Origin of the sequence: Saccharothrix sp. BKS2 (genome assembly GCF_047689505.1) — a bacterium.
GTDB lineage: Bacteria > Actinomycetota > Actinomycetes > Mycobacteriales > Pseudonocardiaceae > Actinosynnema > Actinosynnema lopnurensis.
Window position 1 is genome coordinate 62,721 of sequence record NZ_JAUQOL010000001.1, and the last position, 21,462, is coordinate 84,182.

1 protein-coding gene is annotated in these 21,462 nt (G+C 76.6%); it reads right to left on the minus strand.

Features of this window, described 5'->3' with window-relative positions; all coding sequences use genetic code 11:
* Positions 1-6: 6 nt before the first annotated feature.
* Positions 7-21,342 (minus strand): SDR family NAD(P)-dependent oxidoreductase, encoded by a 21,336-nt coding sequence (locus Q5530_RS00215; protein ID WP_415359842.1) that lies wholly within the window; start codon positions 21,340-21,342, stop codon positions 7-9.
* Positions 21,343-21,462: the final 120 nt, after the last annotated feature.

The window sequence follows — 21,462 nt, forward strand, 5'->3', positions numbered from 1 at the left end:
ACTCGGTCAGTCCGAGGACTCCAACTCCTCGTCGAGCAGGTCGAACAGCTCGTCAGCGGTCACCGAGTCCAACCCGGCGGCCGGCTCGGACGCCTCGGACCCGGGCTCGGCGGAGCCCGACCAGCGGGCCAGCAGGGCGCGGAGCCTCGACTCGACCCGGGCGCGCTCCTCCTCGTCGGGCGACGCGGATTCCACCAGCGATTCAAGCCTGGCCAGTTCCGATTCTACGGAGGGTGAGCTTTCTTCCTCCCCGATCAACTCCGAGTAAAGGAGATCGGCGACCGCCGCGGGGGTCGGGTGGTCGTAAACCAGCGTCGCCGACAACCGCACCCCGGTGGATTCACCGACCCGGTTGCGCAGCTCGACCGCCGCGAGCGAGTCGAAGCCCAGCTCCAGGAAACCCCGGTCCGGGTCCACCGCGTGCGGCCCGTCGTGGCCGAGCACCTGGGCGACCAGCCCGCGCACCACGTCGAGCAGGTGCCTGCGCCGTTCGGCCGACGGCAGCGCCGCCAGCCGGTCGGCCAGCGACGTGGTCGACTGCGCCACGCCCACCTGGGCGGCCCGCCGGGTGGCGCCCCGCACCAGGGCGCGGAACACCGGCGGCACGACCTCGCCCGACGACCGCACCGCGGTCAGGTCCAGCCGCGCGGGCACGAGGTCCGCCCGGTCCGCCACCACGGCCGCGTCGAACAGCGCCAGCCCGTCCGCCGGGCTCAGCGCCACCACCCCGGAGTCGGCCATGCGCTTGAGGTCGCGCTCGTCCAGGGTGCCGGTCATCGCGCTGCCCACGCCGGTCCACAGGCCCCAGGCCAGCGCGGTGCCCGGCAGCCCGAGCGACCGGCGGTGCCGGGCCAGGGCGTCGAGGAAGCCGTTGGCCGCGGCGTAGGCCGCCTGCCCCGCGCCCCCGGTGACCGAGGCCAGCGAGGAGAACAGCACGAACGCGGTCAGGTCGGCGTCGCGGGTCAGCTCGTGCAGGTGCCACGCCGCGGCCGCCTTGGGCCGCCACGCCGCGTCCACCTGCTCGCGGGTCAGGTTGACCAGCAGCGCGTCGTCGACCGCGCCCGCCGCGTGCACCACGGCGGACAGCTCGACCCCGTCGAGCAGCCGGGCCAGCGCCTCCCGGTCGGCCACGTCGCACGCGGCCACGTCCACCCGCGCGCCGTGCCCGGTCAGCTCGGCCACCAGCTCCGGCACGCCCGGCGCCGCCGGGCCGCGCCTGCTGGTCAGCAGCAGCCGCCGCACGCCGTGGCCGGTCACCAGGTGCCGGGCCACCGCCGCGCCCACGCCGCTCGTGCCGCCGGTCACCAGGACGGTGCCCCGGTCGGTGAACGCGGGCCCGCCCGCGGTCGCGGAGGCCCGGACCAGCCTGGGCACGAACGCGCGGCCCCGGCGCACCGCCAGCTGCGGTTCACCCGCGGTCAGCGCGGCGGCCAGCGCCAGGTCGGAGGCCGGCGCGCCGTCGACGTCCACGATCGTCACCAGGCCCGGGTGCTCCACCTGCGCGGAGCGCAGCAGGCCCCACAGCGGCGAGTGCGCCAGCCCCGACAGGGTGTCGTCGTCGTCCACCGCGACCGCGCCGGTCGTGACGACCACCAGCCGGGTCCGGCTCAGCCGCTCGTCGAGCGCCCAGTGGCGCACCGCCGACAGCACCCGGTCGAGCACCTCGCGCCCCGCGTCCACCGGGTTGCCGGCCGGCGACCCGACGGGCAGCAGCACCGCGTCGGGCCCCTGCGGGCCGAGCGCGGCCGACAGCGCGGCCAGGTCCGGGTAGGCGGCCTCGGCGGCGAAGCGGGTCGCGGAGCCGATCACCGCCAGGCGCGCCGGGGTGTCCGCCGCGCCGAGCACCGGGGTCCAGTCGAGCTGGAACAGCGCGTCGTGCCGCACGGCCGCGGCGGAGCGCCCGGTCGGCAGCGGCCGCACGGTCAGCGAGCCGACCGCGGCGACCGGGCTGCCGACCGCGTCGGCCAGCGCGAACGCGTAGTCGTCGGGGCCGGTGCGGGTCAGCCGCACCCGCAGCACGGACGCGCCGGACGCGTGCAGCGCCACGTCCCGCCACGCGAACGGCACGCTCACGCCGCCCGCGTCCTCGTCCACCAGGACCGCGGTGTGCAGGGCCGCGTCGAGCAGCGCCGGGTGCAGGCCGAACCGCCCGGCCTCGGCCACCGCCCCCTCGGGCAGCACCACCTCGCCGAACACCTCGTCCGCACCGCGCCGCCAGGCCGCGCGCAGGCCCCGGAACACCGGGCCGTAGCGGTAGCCCTGGTCGGCCAGGGCCTCGTAGCGGCCCGTCAGGTCCACCTCGACGGCGCCCGCGGGGGGCCACTCGTCCAGGTCGGGCGCGGCGGCCGGGGCGCCCGGCGCGAGCACGCCGGTGGCGTGCCGGGTCCACGGCGCGCCCTCCGCCCCGGTCGACGGGTGGTCCGGCCGCGAGTGCGCGGTCAGCGTGCGGCGACCGCTGTCGTCGGCGTCGCCGACGACCACCTGGAGCACCACGCCGCCGCGCTCGGGCAGCGCGAGCGGCGCCTCCAGGGTCAGTTCCTCGACCCGGTCGCACCCGACCTGGTCGCCGGCCCGCACGGCCAGCTCCACGAACGCCGTGCCCGGCAGGATGACCTCGCCGGCGATGGCGTGGTCGGCCAGCCACGGGTGGGTGCGCAGCGACAGCCGGCCGGTGAGCACCGCGCCGTCGCCGTCGGCCAGCCCGACCACCGCGCCCAGCAGCGGGTGCCCGGCGTCGACCTGGCCCAGGCCCGTGACGTCGCCCGAGCCCACGGCCGCGTCGAGCCAGAAGCGGCGGCGCTGGAACGGGTAGGTGGGCAGGTCGACCCGGCGGGCGCCGGAGCCCGCGAACACCGCCTCCCAGTCGGGGGACGCGCCGCGGACGAACAGCGCGCCCAGCGCGGCGGCCACCGCCCCGGTCTCCGGGCGGTCGGCCCGCAGGGTGGGCACGAGCAGCGCCTCGCCCGGGTCGAGCAGGCAGTCCCGGCCCATCGCGGTCAGCACCGCGTCCGGCCCGACCTCCAGGAACGTGGTGGCGCCCCGCGCCTCCAGCTCCCGCACGCCGTCGTGGAAGCGCACCGCGCCCCGCACGTGCCGCACCCAGTACTCCGGGTCGGTCAGCTCGCCTGCCCCGGCGACCCGGCCGGTCACGTTGGACACCACCGGCAGCCGCGGCTCGGCGTAGGACACCGTCGCGGCGACCGCGCGGAACTCGTCGAGCACCGCCTCGGTGTGCGGCGAGTGGAACGCGTGCGAGACGCGCAGCCGCTTGGTCTTGCGGCCCTCCGCCCGCCAGCGGGACACCAGCTCCTCCAGCACCGCCTCGTCACCGGAGACCACCACCGACGACGGGCCGTTGACCGCGGCCACGTCGACCCGGTCCTCCCGGCCGGCGATCCACTGGCGCACCTGGTCCTCGGTGGCGATCACCGAGACCATCGCGCCGTCGGCCCGCATCGACTGCATGAGCCGGCCGCGGGCGGCGACCAGCCGGCAGGCGTCGGCCAGCGGGAACACGCCGGCCACGTGGGCGGCGGCCAGCTCGCCGATGGAGTGCCCGGCGACCAGGTCGGGCCGGACGCCCCAGGACTCCAGGAGCCGGTGCAGCGCGACCTCGAAGGCGAACAGCGCGGGCTGGCTGAACCGGGTCTGGTCCAGCAGCTCCGCGTCCTCGCCGAAGACCACGTCGGCCAGGGGGACGCCCAGCTCGGCGTCCATCAGCGCGCAGACCTCGTCGAACGCCGCCGCGAACACCGGCGACGCCGCGCGCAGCTCGCGGCCCATGCCCGGTCGCTGCGAGCCCTGGCCGGTGAACAGCAGGGCGAGCTTGCCACCGGCCCGCCGGCCCCGGACCACACCGGGCCCGTCGCCGTCGCGCGCCAGCGCCTCCAGCGCCGCGAGCACGTCCTCCCGGCTCCCGGGCACCACGGCCGCGCGGTGCTCCAGCGCCGCCCGCGTGGTGGCCGCGGAGTAGACCACGTCGGCCGGGTTCGCGGAGCCGGCGAGCGCGTCGCGCAGCCCCGCCGCCCGGTCGCGCAGCGCGGACTCGCTGTGCGCCGACAGCACCAGCGGGACCAGCGGCGACGCCTCGGCGGGCGCCTCGACGACCTCGACGGCAGGCGCCTGCTCCAGCACGATGTGCGCGTTGGTGCCGCTGATGCCGAACGACGACACGCCGGCCCGGCGCGGGCGGCCGGTCTCCGGCCACTCGCGGGCCTCGGTCAGCAGCTCGACCTCGCCCTCCGACCAGTCCACCTGCGGGGTGCGCTCGCCCACGTGCAGCGTCCGCGGCAGCACGCCCTCGCGCATCGCCATGACCATCTTCATCACGCCCGCCACGCCGGCCGCGGCCTGCGTGTGGCCGATGTTCGACTTGATCGAGCCCAGCCACAGCGGCTCGTCCCGGTCCTGGCCGTAGGTGACCATCAGCGCCTGCGCCTCGATCGGGTCACCCAGGCGGGTGCCCGTGCCGTGCGCCTCCACCGCGTCCACCTCGGTGTGCGACAGGCCCGCCGCCGACAGCGCGGCGCGGATCACCCGCTGCTGCGAGGGGCCGTTGGGGGCGGTCAGGCCGTTGGACGCGCCGTCCTGGTTGATCGCGCTGCCCCGGATCACGGCCAGCACCCGGCGACCGTTGCGGCGCGCGTCGGACAGCCGCTCCAGCACCAGGATGCCCACGCCCTCGGACATCGCCGTGCCGTCCGCGTCCGCCGAGAAGGACTTGGCCCGGCCGTCCAGCGCCAGACCGCGCTGGAGGCTGAAGTCCAGGAACGTCTCGGGCGTGGCCATCACGCTCACGCCGCCGGCCAGGGCGAGCGTGCACTCCCCCGCCCGCAGCGCCTGCGCCGCCAGGTGGATCGACACCAGGGAGGACGAGCACGCGGTGTCCACCGACATCGCGGGCCCCTCCAGGCCCAGCACGTAGGACACCCGGCCGGTGGCCACCGACGCGAGCGAGCCGTTGCCGATGTAGCCGGCCAGCTCGTCGGGCACCGAGGTCAGGCGGGTCGCGTAGTCGTTGTACATGATGCCCGCGAACACGCCCGTGCGGCTGCCGCGCAGCGAGGTCGGGTCGATGCCCGCCCGCTCCAGGGCCTCCCAGGACGTCTCCAGCAGCAGCCGCTGCTGCGGGTCCATCGCCTGCGCCTCGCGCGGGCTGATGCCGAAGAACTCCGCGTCGAAGTCGGCGGCGTCGTGCAGGAAGCCGCCCTCCAGCGAGCAGGTCTTGCCGACCTTGCCCGGCTCCGGGTCGAACAGGGCCTCGTGGTCCCAGCCGCGGTCGGTGGGGAACGCGGTGATCGCGTGCTCCCCCTCGGCCAGCAGCCGCCACAGCTGCTCGGGCGTGCTGACCTCGCCGGGGAAGCGGCAGCTCATCGCGACGATCGCGATCGGGTCGTCCACGGCGGGACCGCCGACCGCGACGGCGGTCGGGGTGTCCGCCGCGGCGTCGCCCAGCAGCTCGGACCTCAGCAGCTCGGCCAGCACCAGCGGGTTCGGGTGGTCGAACACCAGCGTCGCGGGCAGGCGCAGGCCGGTGGCCGCGTTGAGCCGGTTGCGCAGCTCCACCGAGGCCAGCGAGTCGAAGCCCAGGTCGCGGAACGCCCGCCGCGGCTCGACGCCCTCGGCGCTGTCGTGGCCCAGCACCGCGGCCACGTGCGAGCGCACCAGGTCCAGCAGCACGCGGTCGCGGTCGGCCGCGGGCAGTGCCGCCAGCTCGCCGGCCAGGCCCGACCCGCCCGCGTCCTCGACCGGGCCGGACACCCGGCGGACCGGCTTCCGGACCAGGCCGCGCAGCAGCGCCGGGACCGCGCCGCGCTCGCGCAGCGCCCCCGCGTCCAGGTGCATCGGCACCAGCAGCGGGTCGCCGGCGGACAGCGCGGCGTCGAACAGCGCCAGGCCCTCCGCGCTGGTGAGGCCCCGGACCCCGGACCTCGCCATGCGCGCGATGTCCACATCGGACAGGTGGCCGGTCATGCCGCTGCGCTCGGCCCAGAAGCCCCACGCCAGGGACGTCCCCGGCAGGCCCTCCGCGCGTCGCGCCCGGACCAGGGCGTCGACGTAGACGTTGGCCGCCGCGTAGTTGCCCTGGCCACCACCGTCCACGAGCCCGGCCGCCGAGGAGAACAGCACGAACGCCTTGAGGTCGCGGTCCCGCGTCAACTCGTGCAGGTACCGCGCGCCGTCGGCCTTCGGCCGCCACACCGCGTCCACCTGCTCCACCGTCATCGACGACACCAGGCCGTCGTCCAGCACACCGGCGGTGTGCACGACCCCGGTCAGGTCCGCGATGCCCGCGAGGGTGGCCGCGAGCGAGTCGCGGTCCGCCACGTCGCAGGCCACCACGTCGACCGTCGCGCCCGACCCGGTCAGCTCCTCGCGCAGCTCCACCGCACCGGGCGCGTCCAGACCGCGGCGGCTCGTCAGCACGAGGTGACGCACCCCGTGCTCCACCACCAGGTGCCGCGCCACCAACGCACCCAGACCACCCGTACCACCCGTGATCAGCACCGCGCCGTCGGCGTCCCAGGTGAACGCCTCCGCGCCGGCGGTCGCCCGCACGAGCCTCGGCGCGAACAGCTCCTCGCCGCGCACCGCCACCTCGGGCTCACCCGAGCCGAGCGCGGTCAGCAGCTCCTCCCACGACACCGGCCAGGAGTCGGTGTCGACCAGCACGAACCGGTCGGGGTTCTCCGACCCCGCCGCGCGCACCAGGCCGTGGACCGCGGCCACCGCCGGGTCCACCGGCACGTCGCCGACGGCCGCGCCGCCCCGGGTCAGCACCACCAGGCGCGAGGCCGCGAACCGGTCGTCGGCCAGCCACTCCCGGACCACCGGCAGCACCTCGTCCACCGCCGCGCGCGGGGTGGCCGAGGACTTCACCGGCAGCACGACCCACTCGGGCACGTCGTCGGTGAACGCGCCCAGGCCCTCGACCTTCGGCACGTACTTGCCCAGCGCGTTGCCCAGCACCACCACGCGCCCCGTGGTCGGCTCGGCGGTCACACCGGTCCAGTCGAGCGCGAACAGCGCGTCCGGCACGCCCGGCGCGGCCACCACGACCTCGCGGGACAGCAGGTCCTCCACCGCCGCGACCGGCGCGCCCGCCTGGTCGGCGACCCGGATGGCCAGGCCGCCCGCGCCGACGGGGGTCAGCCTGACCCGCAGCGCGGCGGCGCCGGCGGCGAACAGCGACACCCCGGTCCAGGAGAACGGCAGCTGCGGCGGCCGGTCGCCGTCGGACTCCTGCTCCAGCACGAGCACCGAGTGCAGCGCGGCGTCGAGCAGCGCGGGGTGCAGGCCGAAGCCGGTCGCGTCCTGGCGCAGCTCCTCGGGCAGCGCCACGTCGGCGTAGACGTCGTCGCCGAGCCGCCAGGCCGCGCGCAGGCCCCGGAACGCCGGGCCGTACTCGTAGCCGCGGCCGGCCAGCGCCTCGTACGCGCCGGTCAGGTCGACCGGCCGCGCGCCCGCCGGCGGCCACGCCGCCAGGCTGAAGTCGGGTCGGGCGCCGCCCTCGGCCAGGAAGCCGGTGGCGTGCCGGGTCCACGGCGCGTCGGCCGCGGCGCCCTCCGGGCGGGAGTGCACGGTCAGCGGCCGGCGGCCCGCGGCGTCGGGCGCCTCGACGCGCACCTGCACGCGGACGCCGCCCCGCTCGGGCAGCAGCAGCGCCGACTCCAGGGTCAGCTCCTCGACCCGGTCGCACCCGACCTGGTCACCGGCCCGCACCGCCAGCTCCACGAACGCGGTGCCGGGCAGCAGCGGCGTGCCGGACAGCGCGTGGTGGGCCAGCCACGGGTGGGTGTCCAGGGCGAGGCGGCCGGTGAGCAGCACCTCGTCCGAACCGGCCACCGCGATGGCCGCGCCCAGCAGCGGGTGGTCGGCCGAGCCGAGCCCCGCCGAGGACACGTCGCCGGCCGGGCCGGTGGCGTCGAGCCAGAAGCGGCGGCGCTGGAACGCGTAGGTCGGCAGCGGCACGCGGCGCGGCGCGGCGGGCGCGAGCATCCCCGCCCAGTCCACCGGCACGCCGCGCGCCCACGCCTCGCCCAGGGACAGCAGCACCCGCGGCAGGCCGCCGTCGTCGCGGCGCAGCGAGCCCACGGCCGCCACGTCGTGCCCGGCCTCCTCGGCGGTCTCCTGGATGCCCATGGTCAGCACCGGGTGCGGGCTGCACTCGACGAACACCGAGTGCCCCGTGTCGAGCAGGGTGCGCGTGGCGCCGACGAAGTCGACGGTCTCGCGCAGGTTGGTGTACCAGTAGCCGGCGTCCAGCGCGGCGGTGTCGACGACCCCGCCGGTGACGGTGGAGCAGAACGGGATCTCCGGGGTGCGCGGGCTGAGGTCCGCCAGCACCTCCAGCAGCCGTTCGCGGATGGACTCCACGTGCGCGGAGTGCGAGGCGTAGTCCACCGCGATCCGCTTGACCCGCACGCCCTCGGCGGCCAGTTCCGCGCCGAAGGCGTCCAGGGCACCCGGGTCGCCGGAGACCACCACGGACCGCGTGCCGTTGACCGTGGCCACGGACACGCCCTCGGGGAGCCTGCCCCGCACGTCGTCGGCGGGCAGCAGGACCGACATCATGCCGCCCTTGCCCGCCAGGTCCTCGGCGATGGCCAGGCTGCGCAGGGCCACCACCGCCGCGCCGTCGCGCAGCGACAGGGCGCCCGCGACGCAGGCCGCGGCGATCTCGCCCTGGGAGTGGCCGATGACCGCGTCCGGGCGCACGCCCGCCGCCCGCCAGACCTCCGCGAGCGACACCATGACCGCCCACAGCACCGGCTGCACCACGTCCACGCGCTCCAGCGGCGGCGCGCCCTCCGCGCCCCGCACCACGTCCAGCAGGCGCCAGTCCACGAAGGGCTCCAGCGCCATCGCGCACTCGTTCATGCGCTCCGCGAAGACCGGCGAGGACCCGAGCAGCTCCACCGCCATGCCCGCCCACTGCGAGCCCTGGCCGGGGAACACGAACGCCACGCGCGGCTCGCCCAGGACGACGCCCTCGACCGCGCCGGCCGGGGACTCGCCCGCGCCGTACGCCGCCACGCCGGCGCGCAGCCGGTCGGCGTCCTCGCCGACCACGACCACGCGGTGCTCCAGCGCGGCGCGCGTGGTGACCAGCGAGTGCGCCACGTCCACCGGACGCGCGTCCGGGTGGCGGTCCAGGTGCGCGGCGAGGTGGGCCGCCTGGTCGCGCACCGCCTGGCGGGTGCGACCGGACAGCACCCACGGCACCGCCGACGGCTCGGCCGCGGGCTGATCAACCGGCGCGCCGGCACCGGTCTCCGCACCGGTTCCCGCACCGATCTCCGCAGGGGCCTGCTCCAGCACGATGTGCGCGTTGGTGCCGCTGATGCCGAACGACGACACCCCGGCCCGGCGCGGACGGCCGGTCTCCGGCCACGGCAGCGTGTCGACCGGCAGCCGGACGTCGCCCTCGGACCAGTCGACCTGCGGGGTCGGCTCGCCCACGTGCAGGGTCTTCGGGACCTGCCCCGCGCGCATCGCCATGACCATCTTGATCACGCCCGCGACGCCCGCGGCGGCCTGGGTGTGGCCGATGTTCGACTTGATGGAGCCCAGCAGCAGCGGCTCGTCGCGGTCCTGGCCGTAGGTGGCCAGCACGGCCTGGGCCTCGATCGGGTCACCCAGCGGGGTGCCCGTGCCGTGCGCCTCCACCGCGTCGACCTCGGCCGGGGCCAGGCCCGCGTTGGCCAGGGCCGCGCGGATGACGCGCTGCTGCGAAGGGCCGTTGGGGGCGGTCAGGCCGTTGGACGCGCCGTCCTGGTTGACCGCCGAGCCGCGCAGCAGCGCCAGCACCTCGTGGCCGTTGCGGCGCGCGTCGGACAGCCGCTCCAGCAGCAGCAGGCCCACGCCCTCGCCCCAGCCGGTGCCGTCGGCGTCCGCGGAGAACGACTTCGACCGCCCGTTGTCGGCCAGGCCGCGCTGGAGGCTGAAGTCCACGAACGTGTCGGGCTGCGCCATCACCGTGACACCGCCGGCGAGGGCGAGCGTGCACTCACCGCCGCGCAGCGCCTGCGCCGCCAGGTGGATCGACACCAGCGACGAGGAGCACGCGGTGTCCACCGACATCGCGGGCCCCTCCAGGCCCAGCACGTAGGACACCCGGCCGGACAGGACGCTGGCGATGCTGCCGTTGCCCAGGTACCCGGCCAGGTCGTCCGGGACCTCCTTCAGCCGGCTGGCGTAGTCGTGGTACATGACGCCGGCGAACATGCCGGTCGGGCTGCCCTTGAGCGAGGTCGGGTCGATGCCCGCGCGCTCCAGGACCTCCCACGCGGTCTCCAGCAGCAGGCGCTGCTGCGGGTCCATGGCCACCGCCTCGCGCGGGCTGATGCCGAAGAACTCCGCGTCGAAGTCCAGCGCGTCGTAGAGGAAGCCGCCCTCGCGGGTGTAGGTCTTGCCCGGCTTGCCCGGCTCCGGGTCGTAGATCGACTCCACGTCCCAGCCGCGGTCGGCCGGGAACTCGCCGATGGCGTCCACGCCGTCGGCCACCAGCCGCCACAGCTCCTCGGGGGTGCCGACGCCGCCCGGGTAGCGGCAGGCCATGGCGACGATCGCGATCGGGTCGTCGTCGGCCGGCCGGACCACCGGCGCGGTGATCGCCGGCGCGGGCGCGGACCCGGTCAGCGTGCCCGCGATGTGGGTGACCAGCGCGGCCGGGTTCGGGTAGTCGAACACCAGCGTCGCGGGCAGCCGCAGGCCCGTGGCCGCGTTGAGGCGGTTGCGCAGCTCCACCGCCGCCAGCGAGTCGAAGCCCAGCTCGGTGAACGCGCGCCTGGGCTCGACCTCGTTGCCGCTCTCGTGGCCCAGCACCGCGGCCACGTGCGAGCGCACCAGGTCCAGCAGCACGCGGTCGCGGTCGGCCTCGGCGAGGCCGGCCAGCCTGCGCTGGAGGGCGGACTGGTCGGACGGCGCCGCCGCCGCGCCCGCCGTGCGGCGGGCGGGCCGCACCAGGCCGCGGAACAGCGCGGGCAGCTGGTCGCCGCGCGAGCGCAGCGCGACCAGGTCGAGCCGCATCGGCACCAGCAGCGGCTGGTCCAGCGACAGGGCGGCGTCGAACAGCGCCAGGCCCTCCGCGCCGGGCAGCGCGAGGATGCCGGAGCGGGCCATCCGGGCGAGGTCCACCTCGGTCAGGTGCCCGGCCATGCCGCTGCGCTGCTCCCACAGGCCCCACGCGAGCGAGGTGCCCGCCAGGCCCTCGGCGCGCCGCGCCCGCACCAGGGCGTCCAGGTAGACGTTGGCCGCCGCGTAGTTGCCCTGCGCGGTGCCGTCGACCACGCCCGCGGCGGAGGAGAACAGCACGAACGCCTTGAGGTCGCGGTCCCGCGTCAACTCGTGCAGGTACCGCGCGCCGTCGGCCTTCGGCCGCCACACCGCGTCCACCTGCTCGACCGTCATCGACGACACCAGGCCGTCGTCCAGCACACCGGCGGTGTGCACGACCCCGCCGAGGTGCGGGATGCCGCCCAGCACCTCGGCGAGCGAGTCGCGGTCGGCCACGTCGCAGGCCACCACGTCCACGGTCGCGCCCAGCCCGGACAGCTCCTCGCGCAGCACGGCCGCACCCGGCGCGTCCGGACCACGACGGCTGGTCAGCACGAGGTGACGCACCCCGTGCTCCACCACCAGGTGCCGCGCCACCAACGCACCCAGACCACCCGTGCCACCGGTGACCAGGACGGCGTCGTCGGCGTCCCAGGTGATGGCGCCGCCTTCGGCGAGAGCCGCCTGCGGGGTCACCCGGGCGAGCCTGGGCACCAGCAGCGCGCTCCCGCGCACCGCCACCTCCGGCTCACCGAGGCCGAGCGCGGGCAGGACGTCCGCCGGGGCCACCCGGCCCGGCGGCACGTCGAGGTCCAGCAGCACGAACCGGTCGGGGTTCTCCGCCTGCGCGGCCCGCACCAGGCCCCACACCGGGGCCACGGCCGGGTCCACCGCGAGGTCGGCGGCGGGCACCGCGCCCGTCGTGGTGAGGACCAGGCGGGAGGCGGCGAACCGCTCGTCGGCCAGCCACTCCCGCACCACCGCCAGCACGTCGTCCACGGCGGACCGGGGGTCGTCGCCGGACACCACCGGCAGCAGGACCCACTCCGGCACCTCCGACAGCGACGCCAGGTCGGCGGCCCGGACCACGCCGCCGGTCGCGGCGGGCGCGGTGGCGGGCACCCAGTCCACCCGGTAGAGCGACTCGGGGCCGCTGCCCGCGGTCAGGGCGGCGGCCGGGATCGGCCGGGTGACCAGCGCGTCGACCACGGCCACCGGGGCGCCGGTCGGGTCGGCCAGCAGGATCGAGACGGCGTCGCCGCCGGCCGGGGTCAGCCGGACGCGGGCCGCGGTGGCGCCCGACGCGTGCAGGGTCACGCCCGTCCACGCGAACGGCAGGTCGATCAGGCCGTCCTCGGCGCCGTTCTCGCGGCCGCCCGAGGCGTGCAGCGAGGCGTCCAGCAGCGCCGGGTGCAGGCCGAAGCCCTCGGCGTCGGTGCCCTCCGGCAGCGCCACCTCGGCGAAGACGCCGTCGGCCGAGCGCCACGCGGCGCGCACGCCGCGGAACACCGGGCCGTAGGCGTAGCCGGCCGCGGCCAGCTCGTCGTACAGGGCGTCCACGTCGACCGGGGTCGCGCCGGCGGGCGGCCACTCGGTGAGGTGCGGGACGTCCGCGGCGGGCGCGTGGTCGAGGAAACCGGTGGCGTGCCGGGTCCAGGTGACGTCCGCGTCCTCCGGGCGGGAGTACACGCTCACGGGGCGTCGTCCGGCGTCGTCCGGCGCGCCCACCGCGACCTGGAGCACCACGGCGGTGCGCTCCGGCAGCACCAGCGGCGCCTCCAGGGTCAGTTCCTCGACCCGGTCGCAGCCGACCTGGTCGCCCGCCCGGACGGCCAGCTCCACGAACGCGGTGCCGGGCAGCAGGACCGTGCCGGAGGCGGCGTGGTCGGCCAGCCAGCGGTGGGTGTCCAGCGCGATCCGGCCGGTGAACAGCACGCCGTCCGACTCGGCCGTGGTCAGGGCCGCGCCCAGCAGCGGGTGCCGGGCCGCGCCGAGGCCGGCCGCGGTGACGTCGCCCGCGCCGCCGGTGGTGGCGTCGAGCCAGAAGCGGCGGTGCTGGAACGCGTAGGTGGGCAGGTCGACCCGGCGCGGCGCGGCCGGTGCCAGCGCGCCGGCCCAGTCCACCGGCACGCCGTGCGCCCACGCCTGGCCCAGGGACAGCAGCACCCGCGGCATGTCCCCGTCGTCGCGGCGCATCGAGCCCATGGTGACCACCTCGCGGCCGGCCACCTCGGCGGTCTCCTGGATGCCCATGGTCAGCACCGGGTGCGGGCTGATCTCCACGAACACCGAGTGCCCGCCGTCCAGCAGCGCCCGGGTGGCGCCCGCGAAGTCGACGGTCTCGCGCAGGTTGGTGTACCAGTAGCCCGCGTCCAGCCCGGCGGTGTCGACGACCTCGCCGGTGACGGTGGAGAAGAACGGGATCTCCGAGGTGCGGGGCCGGATGTCGGCCAGGTCCGCCAGCATCTGGTCGCGGATCCACTCCACGTGCGCGGAGTGCGCGGCGTAGTCCATGGCGATCCGCTTGACCCGCACGCCCTCGGCGGACAGCTCCGCGCCGAAGGCGTCCAGCGCGTCGGGGTCGCCGGCCACCACGACCGAGCGCGCGCCGTTGATGGTGGCGATCGACAGGCCCTCGGGCAGCCGGTCGCGCACCTCGTCGGCGGGCCGCAGGACCGACAGCATCCCGCCCCGGCCCGACATGTGCTCCGCGATGGCGCGGCTGCGCTTGGCCATCATCATGGCGGCGTCCTGGACGGACAGGCCACCGGCCGCGCAGGCGGCGGCGACCTCGCCCTGGGAGTGGCCGACCACCGCGTCGGGTCGGACGCCGTGCGCCCGCCACACCTCGGTCAGCGACACCATGATCGCCCACAGCACCGGCTGCACCACGTCGACGCGCGTGAGCGGCGGCGCGCCCTCGGCTCCCCGCACCACGTCCAGCAGCCGCCAGTCCACGTGCGGCTCCAGCGCGGCGGCGCACTCGTTCATGCGCTCCGCGAAGACCGGCGAGGACCCCAGCAGGTCCGCGGCCATGCCCGCCCACTGCGAGCCCTGGCCGGGGTAGACGAAGACGACGCGCGGCCTGCCGGTGGCGGCGCCCAGGACGGCGGTCGCCGGGGTCTCGCCGGCGGCCAGCGCCGCGAGGTCCGCGCGCAGCCGGTCGGTGTCCCCGCCGACCACGACCGCGCGGTGCTCCAGCAGCGCGCGGGTGGTCACCAGGGAGTGCGCCACGTCCACCGGGCGCAGGTCCGGTTCGGCGGCCAGGCGCGCGGCGAGCTGCCCGGCCTGGGCGCGGACGGCCTGCTCGGTGCGGCCGGACAGCGCGAACGGCACGACGGCGGGCGCGGTGCCCGCCGGCTCACCGGCGTCGGTCTCCGGCGCGGGCCCCTGCTCGACGATGAGGTGCGCGTTGGTGCCGCTGATGCCGAACGACGACACGCCGGCCCGGCGCGGACGGCCCCGGTCCGGCCACGGCACCGCGTCGGTCAGCAGCTCGACGTTGCCCTCCGACCAGTCCACCTGCGGCGTGCGCTCGGCGACGTGCAGCGTCTTGGGCAGCACGCCCTCGCGCATCGCCATGACCATCTTGATCACGCCGGCGACACCGGCGGCGGCCTGGGTGTGGCCGATGTTGGACTTGATCGAGCCCAGCCACAGCGGCTCGTCCCGGTCCTGGCCGTAGGTGGCCAGCACGGCCTGGGCCTCGATCGGGTCGCCCAGGCGGGTGCCCGTGCCGTGGGCCTCGACCGCGTCGACCTCGGTGTGCGACAGGCCGGCCGTCGACAGCGCGGCCCGGATGACCCGCTGCTGCGAGGGGCCGTTGGGCGCGGTGAGGCCGTTGGACGCGCCGTCCTGGTTGACGGCGCTGCCGCGCACGACGGCGAGCACCTGGTGGCCGTTGCGGCGCGCGTCGGACAGCCGCTCCAGCACCAGGATGCCGATGCCCTCGGACCAGGCGGTGCCGTCGGCGTCGGCGGAGAAGGACTTCGACCGGCTGTCCATCGCCAGGCCGCGCTGGAGGCTGAAGTCCAGGAACGTGTCGGGCGTGGCCATCACGGTCACGCCGCCGGCCAGCGCCAGCGAGCACTCCCCGCCGCGCAGCGCCTGCGCGGCCAGGTGGATCGAGACCAGCGAGGACGAGCACGCGGTGTCCACGGACACCGCCGGACCCTCCAGGCCCAGCACGTAGGACACCCGGCCGGACGCCACCGACGCCAGCGAGCCGTTGCCCAGGTAGCCCGCCAGGTCCTCGGGGATCTCCCGGAGCCGCAACGCGTAGTCGTGGTACATGATGCCGGCGAACATGCCGGTCGGGCTGCCCTTGAGCGAGGTCGGGTCGATGCCCGCGCGCTCCAGCGCCTCCCAGGAGGTCTCCAGCAGCAGGCGCTGCTGCGGGTCCATCGCCTGCGCCTCGCGCGGGCTGATGCCGAAGAACTCGGCGTCGAAGTCCAGCGCGTCGTGCAGGAAGCCGCCCTCGACCGAGTAGGTCTTGCCCGGCTTGCCCGGCTCGGGGTCGTAGAGGCCGTCGACGTCCCAGCCGCGGTCCTCGGGGAAGCGCGTGATGCCGTCCACCGCGCCGGCCACGAGCCGCCACAGCTCCTCGGGCGTGCGGACGCCGCCCGGGTAGCGGCAGGCCATGCCGACGATCGCGATGGGCTCGTTGTCGGCCACCGCCACGGTGGCCCGGCGGGTCGGCGCGGCGGTGGGCGCGTCGCCGAGCGCCTTCTCCCGGATGTACCCGACCAGCGCGGCCGGGTTGGGGTAGTCGAACACCAGCGTCGCGGGCAGCCGCAGGCCGGTCGCCGCGTTGAGGCGGTTGCGCAGCTCCACGGCCGCCAGCGAGTCGAAGCCGATCTCGCTGAACGCGCGCTTCGGGTCGATCGCCTCGGGGCTGTCGTGGCCCAGCACCGCGGCCACGTGCGTGCGCACCAGGTCCAGCAGCAGGGCGTCGCGGTCGGTCTCGGACAGCTCGGCCAGCCGCGAGGCCAGGCCGGCGCCGCCGGGCGCGGCGGTGGCGGCACCCGCGGCGCGGCGGCCCGCGACCGGGACCAGGCCGCGCAGCAGCGCGGGCACGCCGTCCACGCGGGTGCGCAGCGCGGCCAGGTCGACCCGCACCGGGGCGACCACGGGTTCGGTGGTGGTGAGGGCGGCGTCGAACAGCGCCAGGTTCTCCGCGGGGGTGAGGCCCGGCATCCCGGAGCGCTCGATGCGCTGGATCGCCGCGGCGTCGAGCACCGAGCCCATGCCGCCGTCGCCGAGCCACAGGCCCCAGGTCAGCGCGGTCGCGGGCAGGCCCTCGGCGCGCCGCCGCTCGGCCAGCGCGTTGAGGAACAGGTTGGCCGCGGCGTAGTTGCCCTGGCCGGGGTTGTCCAGCAGCGCGGCCAGCGACGAGTACAGGACGAACGCCCTGAGGTCGCGGTCGCGGGTCAGCTCGTGCAGGTGCCAGGCGGCGTCGGTCTTGGGCTTGAGCACCGAGTCCAGGTGCTCGTCGGTGAGCGTGCCCACGGTGCCGTCGGCGACGACGCCGGCCGTGTGCACGACGCCGGTCAGGTCGTCGATGCCCGCGAGGGCGGCGGCCAGCGCGTCCCGGTCGGAGACGTCGCACGCCACCACGTCCACGGTCGCGCCCAGCCCGGCCAGCTCCTCGCGCAGCTCCACCGCGCCCGGCGCGTCCGGGCCGCGGCGGCTGGTCAGCACCAGGCCCCGCACGCCGTGCGCCACCACCAGGTGCCGCGCCACCAGCGCGCCCAGCCCACCGGTGCCGCCGGTGACCAGCACCGTGCCGCCCCAGGGCGATTCCCCGCCCTCGGTGACCGGGATGCGCGCCAGCCGCGGCACGGTCACCTGGCCGCCGCGCACGGCCAGCTCCGGTTCGCCGGTGGCCACGGCGTCGAGCAGCCGCGCCGCCGAACCGGGCTCGTCGTCGAGGTCGACCAGGGTGAAGCGGTCGGGGTTCTCCGCCTGCGCGGCCCGCACCAGGCCCCAGACCGGGGTCTGCACCAGGTCCGCGTCGACCACGCCGCGGGTGACCACGGCCAGCCGCGAGGAGGCGAACCGCTCGTCGGCGAGCCAGGCCCGCACCAGCTCCAGCACCGCGCCCAGCACGCCGCGCACGGCCGCGGGCACGTTCCCGCCGGCCGCGGGGGTGCGGAACAGCACGATCTCGGGCACGGTCGCGCCGTGGGCCAGCGACTCGCCGAGCGCGGCCAGGTCGTCGAACGCGGCCACGCCGGGCAGGTCGAGCCCGTCGCCGAGCACGGCCGCGCGGCCGATCCGGGCCGGGACCGCGGACCGCGTGGTCCACTCCAGCCGGAACAGCGACTCGTGGTGCTCGCGCCGGGCGGCCTCCAGCTGCTCGGCGGTGACCGCGCGGGACACGAACGACCCGATCGCGGCGACCGGCGCGCCCAGCGGGTCGGTGACGGTCAGCGACACCACGCCGGAACCAGCCGCGTCAGAACCGGCCGGGGAGATCCGCACCCGGACCGCCGAGGCGCCCGAGGCGTGCAGCACCACGTCGTTCCAGGCGAACGGGATGCGCACCTCGCCCTCGGGGCCGGGCGCGGCGCCGGCGGCGTCGATGGCGTGCAGGGAGGCGTCCAGGATGGCCGGGTGCAGGCCGAAGGACGCGGCGGCGGCCGCCGCGCCCTCGGGCAGCGCCACCTCGGCGTACACCACGGCCGACGGGCCGGAGCCGCGCCGCCACACCTTGCGCAGGCCCTGGAACACCGGGCCGTAGCCGTAGCCCTGGGCGGCCAGCTCCGCGTAGACGTCCGTGACGTCGACGGCGGTGGCGTCGCGCGGCGGCCACGTCTCCAGGGACTCGCCGGCCGGGGCGGGCTCGGCGGACAGCACGCCGCCCGCGTGCCGGGTCCACACCGCGTCGCCGGCGGCGTTCTCGGGCCGCGAGTAGATCGCGGTGGTCCGGCGGCCGGTGTCGTCCGGGGCGTCCACGACGACCTGGAGCACCACGCCGCCGCGCTCGGGCAGCACGAGCGGCGCCTCCAGCGCCAGCTCCTCCAGCACGGCGCAGCCGACCTGGTCGCCCGCGCGCACGGCCAGCTCCACGAACGCGGTGCCGGGCAGCAGGACCGTGCCGGAGATGGTGTGGTCGGCCAGCCACGGGTGGGTGCGCAGCGAGACCCGGCCGGTGAGCACGACGCCCTCGCCGCCCGCCAGGCCGACGACCGCGCCGACCAGCGGGTGGTCGGCGGCCAGCTGGCCCAGGTCGGCGGCGTCGGCGGAGCCCGCGTCCCCCGCCAGCCAGTAGCGCTTGCGCTGGAACGCGTACGGGGGCAGGTCCACGCGCTTGCCGCTGCCCGCGGGCAGCAGCGAGGCCCACCGGACGGTGCCGCCGCGCACGTGCGCGGCGGCGAGGGCCGAGCGCACCTCGGCCACCTCGTCGCGGTCGCGGCGCAGCAGCGCGGCGAACACCACGTCCTCGGCCTCGACGCAGTCCTGGGCCATCGCGGTGAGCACCGCGTCCGGGCCCAGCTCCAGGAACGTGGTGACGCCGCGCGCCGCCAGCTCGCGCACGCCGTCGCGGAACCGCACGGCCTCGCGGACGTGCCGCACCCAGTACTCCGGGGAGCACAGCTGCTCGGTGCCGGCCAGCAGACCGGTCACGTTGGAGATCACCGGCACCCGCGGCGGCGAGTAGGTCATGACCTCCGCGACCCGGCGGAACTCCGCCAGCATGGGCTCCATCAGCACCGAGTGGAACGCGTGGGACACGCGCAGCCGCTTGGTCTTGAGACCCTTGGCGGCCAGCGCCTCCGCGACCTCCAGCACGGCGTCCTCGACGCCGGAGATCACCACCGCGGCCGGCCCGTTGACCGCCGCGAGGCCGACCTGGTGCTCACGGCCGGCCAGCAGCGGCCGCACCTCGTCCTCGCCGGCGCGCACGGACACCATCGCGCCACCGGCGGGCAGCGCCTGCATCAGCCGGCCCCGGGCGCCGACCAGCAGGGCCGCGTCCTCCAGGGTCAGCACGCCCGCGACGTGCGCGGCGGTCAGCTCGCCCAGCGAGTGCCCGGCCAGGTAGTCCGGGCGCAGGCCCCACGACTCGACCAGGCGGAACAGGGCGGTCTCGACGGCGAACAGCGCGCTCTGCGCGTAGGCGGTCTGGTGGAGCAGCGCGGCGAGCTCCGAGCCCTCCTCGGCGAACAGCACGTCGCCGAGCGGGTGCGGCAGCTGGAGGTCGAGGTAGCCGCACGCGGCGTCGAGCGCGCGGGCGAACACCGGGTGGGCGAGGTACAGCTCGCGGCCCATGGCGAGCCGCTGCGAGCCCTGGCCGGTGAACAGGAACGCCAGCTCGCCCGAGCCGGTCGCGCCGCGCACCGGGCCGGTGGCGTCCCGACCCTCGGCCAGCGCGGTCAGGCCGCGCAGCGCCTCGGCGCGGTCGTGCGCGAAGACCACCGCGCGGTGCTCCAGCGCGGCCCGGCGGCCGGCGAGCTCGTGCGCGGTGTCGACCAGGTCCACGTCGGAGTCGAGGAACACCGCCAGGCGGGCGGCCTGCTCGCGCAGCGCCTGCTCGCCGCGGGCGGACAGCACCAGCGGCAGCGCGCCCGGCACGGGCGCCTCGTCGGAGCCGCCGCCGACCAGGGACGGCGCGGGCTCCTCGATGATCACGTGCGCGTTGGTGCCGCTCACGCCGAACGACGACACCGCGCCCCGGCGGGGGCGGTCGAACGCCTCCCACGGGCGCTGCTCGGTCAGCAGCTCGACGCGGCCGGTGGACCAGTTGACGTGCGGGGTGGGCGCGTCCACGTGCAGCGTCTTGGGCAGCACGCGCTCGCGCATGGCGTACATGAGCTTGATGACGCCGGCGACGCCCGCGGCGGCCTGCGAGTGGCCGATGTTGGACTTGATCGAGCCCAGCCACAGGGGTCGCTCGTCGGGGCGGTCCTGGCCGTAGGTGGCGAGGATGGCCTGCGCCTCGATCGGGTCGCCGAGCCGGGTGCCGGTGCCGTGCGCCTCGACGGTGTCGACCTCGTGCGGCTCCAGCCCGGCGTTGGCCAGGGCCTGCCGGATGACGCGCTGCTGCGACGGGCCGCTGGGCGCGGTCAGGCCGTTGGACGCGCCGTCCTGGTTGATCGCGGTGCCCTTCACGACACCGAGCACGCGGTGGCCGTTGCGGATCGCGTCGGACAGCCGCTCCACGACGAGCACGCCGACGCCCTCGGCCCAGCCGGTGCCGTCGGCGGCGGCGGCGAACGGCTTGCACACGCCGTCGGGCGCCAGGCCGCGCTGGGTGCTGAACGCGGTGAACGCGCCGGGGTGCACCATGACCGCGACACCGCCCGCGAGGGCCATCGAGCACTCGCCGTCGCGCAGCGCCTGCGCCGCCAGGTGCAGCGCCACCAGCGAGCCCGAGCACGCCGTGTCGATCGAGACGGTGGGGCCCTCGAAGCCGAACGAGTAGGCCAGCCGGCCGGACACCACGCTGGGCGCGTTGCCGGTCAGCAGGTAGCCGTCGAGGCCCTCCGGCGCCTGGTGCAGCCGGGGGCCGTACTCCTGGGGCTCGACGCCGATGTAGACGCCGGTCTGGCTGCCGCGCAGCGTCAGCGGGTCGACGCCCGCGTGCTCCAGCGCCTCCCACGCGGTCTCCAGGACCAGCCGCTGCTGCGGGTCCATGGCCAGCGCCTCGCGCGGGCTGATGCCGAAGAAGTCGGCGTCGAACTCGGCGGCCTCGGTGAGGAAGCCGCCCTTGCGGACGTAGGACTTGCCGGGCTTGCCGGGGTCCGGGTCGAACAGCGCGTCCAGGTCCCAGCCGCGGTCGTCGGGGAAGTCCGCGATGACGTGGCGGTGGTCGGCCACGACCTCCCACAGCTTCTCCGGGGTGTCGCTGCCGCCGGGGTAGCGGCAGCCGACGCCCACGATGGCGATCGGCTCGTCGTACCGCCCGCCCGCCGGCTTGGCCACCGCGATGGACCTGGTGGCCCGCTCGCCGAGCAGCACGCCGCGCACGAACCTCGCCGCGGCCAGCGGCGTGGGGTGGTCGAAGACCAGCGTCACCGGCAGGTCCAGGCCGGTGGCGGCGGTCAGCCTGCGGTGCAGGTCGACCGACGCCAGGGAGTCGAAGCCCACCTCGCGGAAGGGCCGGGTGGGCTCCACCTGGTCGGGCGCGTCCGGCAGGATCGCCTTCAGCGCGGCGACGGCCTGCTCGTGCACGACGCCGAGCAGCACGCGCTCCTGCTCGGCCACCGGCAGGTCGACCAGCCGCGCGCGCAACGCGCTGGTGTCGGCGGGCTGGGGCGTGACGTTCTCGGACTCGCTCATCCGCGCTCCACTGCTCTGGCTGGTCGATCGCCGGCGGGCACTGGTCGAACACTCGCCGATCGCTGGTCGAACTTCGGACACGGCACGCCCCGCGACCGGTGCGGTCGCGGGACGGCGGGG

Coding starts and splice junctions, on each gene's coding strand:
- Q5530_RS00215 (WP_415359842.1), bottom strand. CDS start 21,342: ATGAGCGAGTCCGAGAACGTCACGCCCCAGCCCGCCGACACCAGCGCG.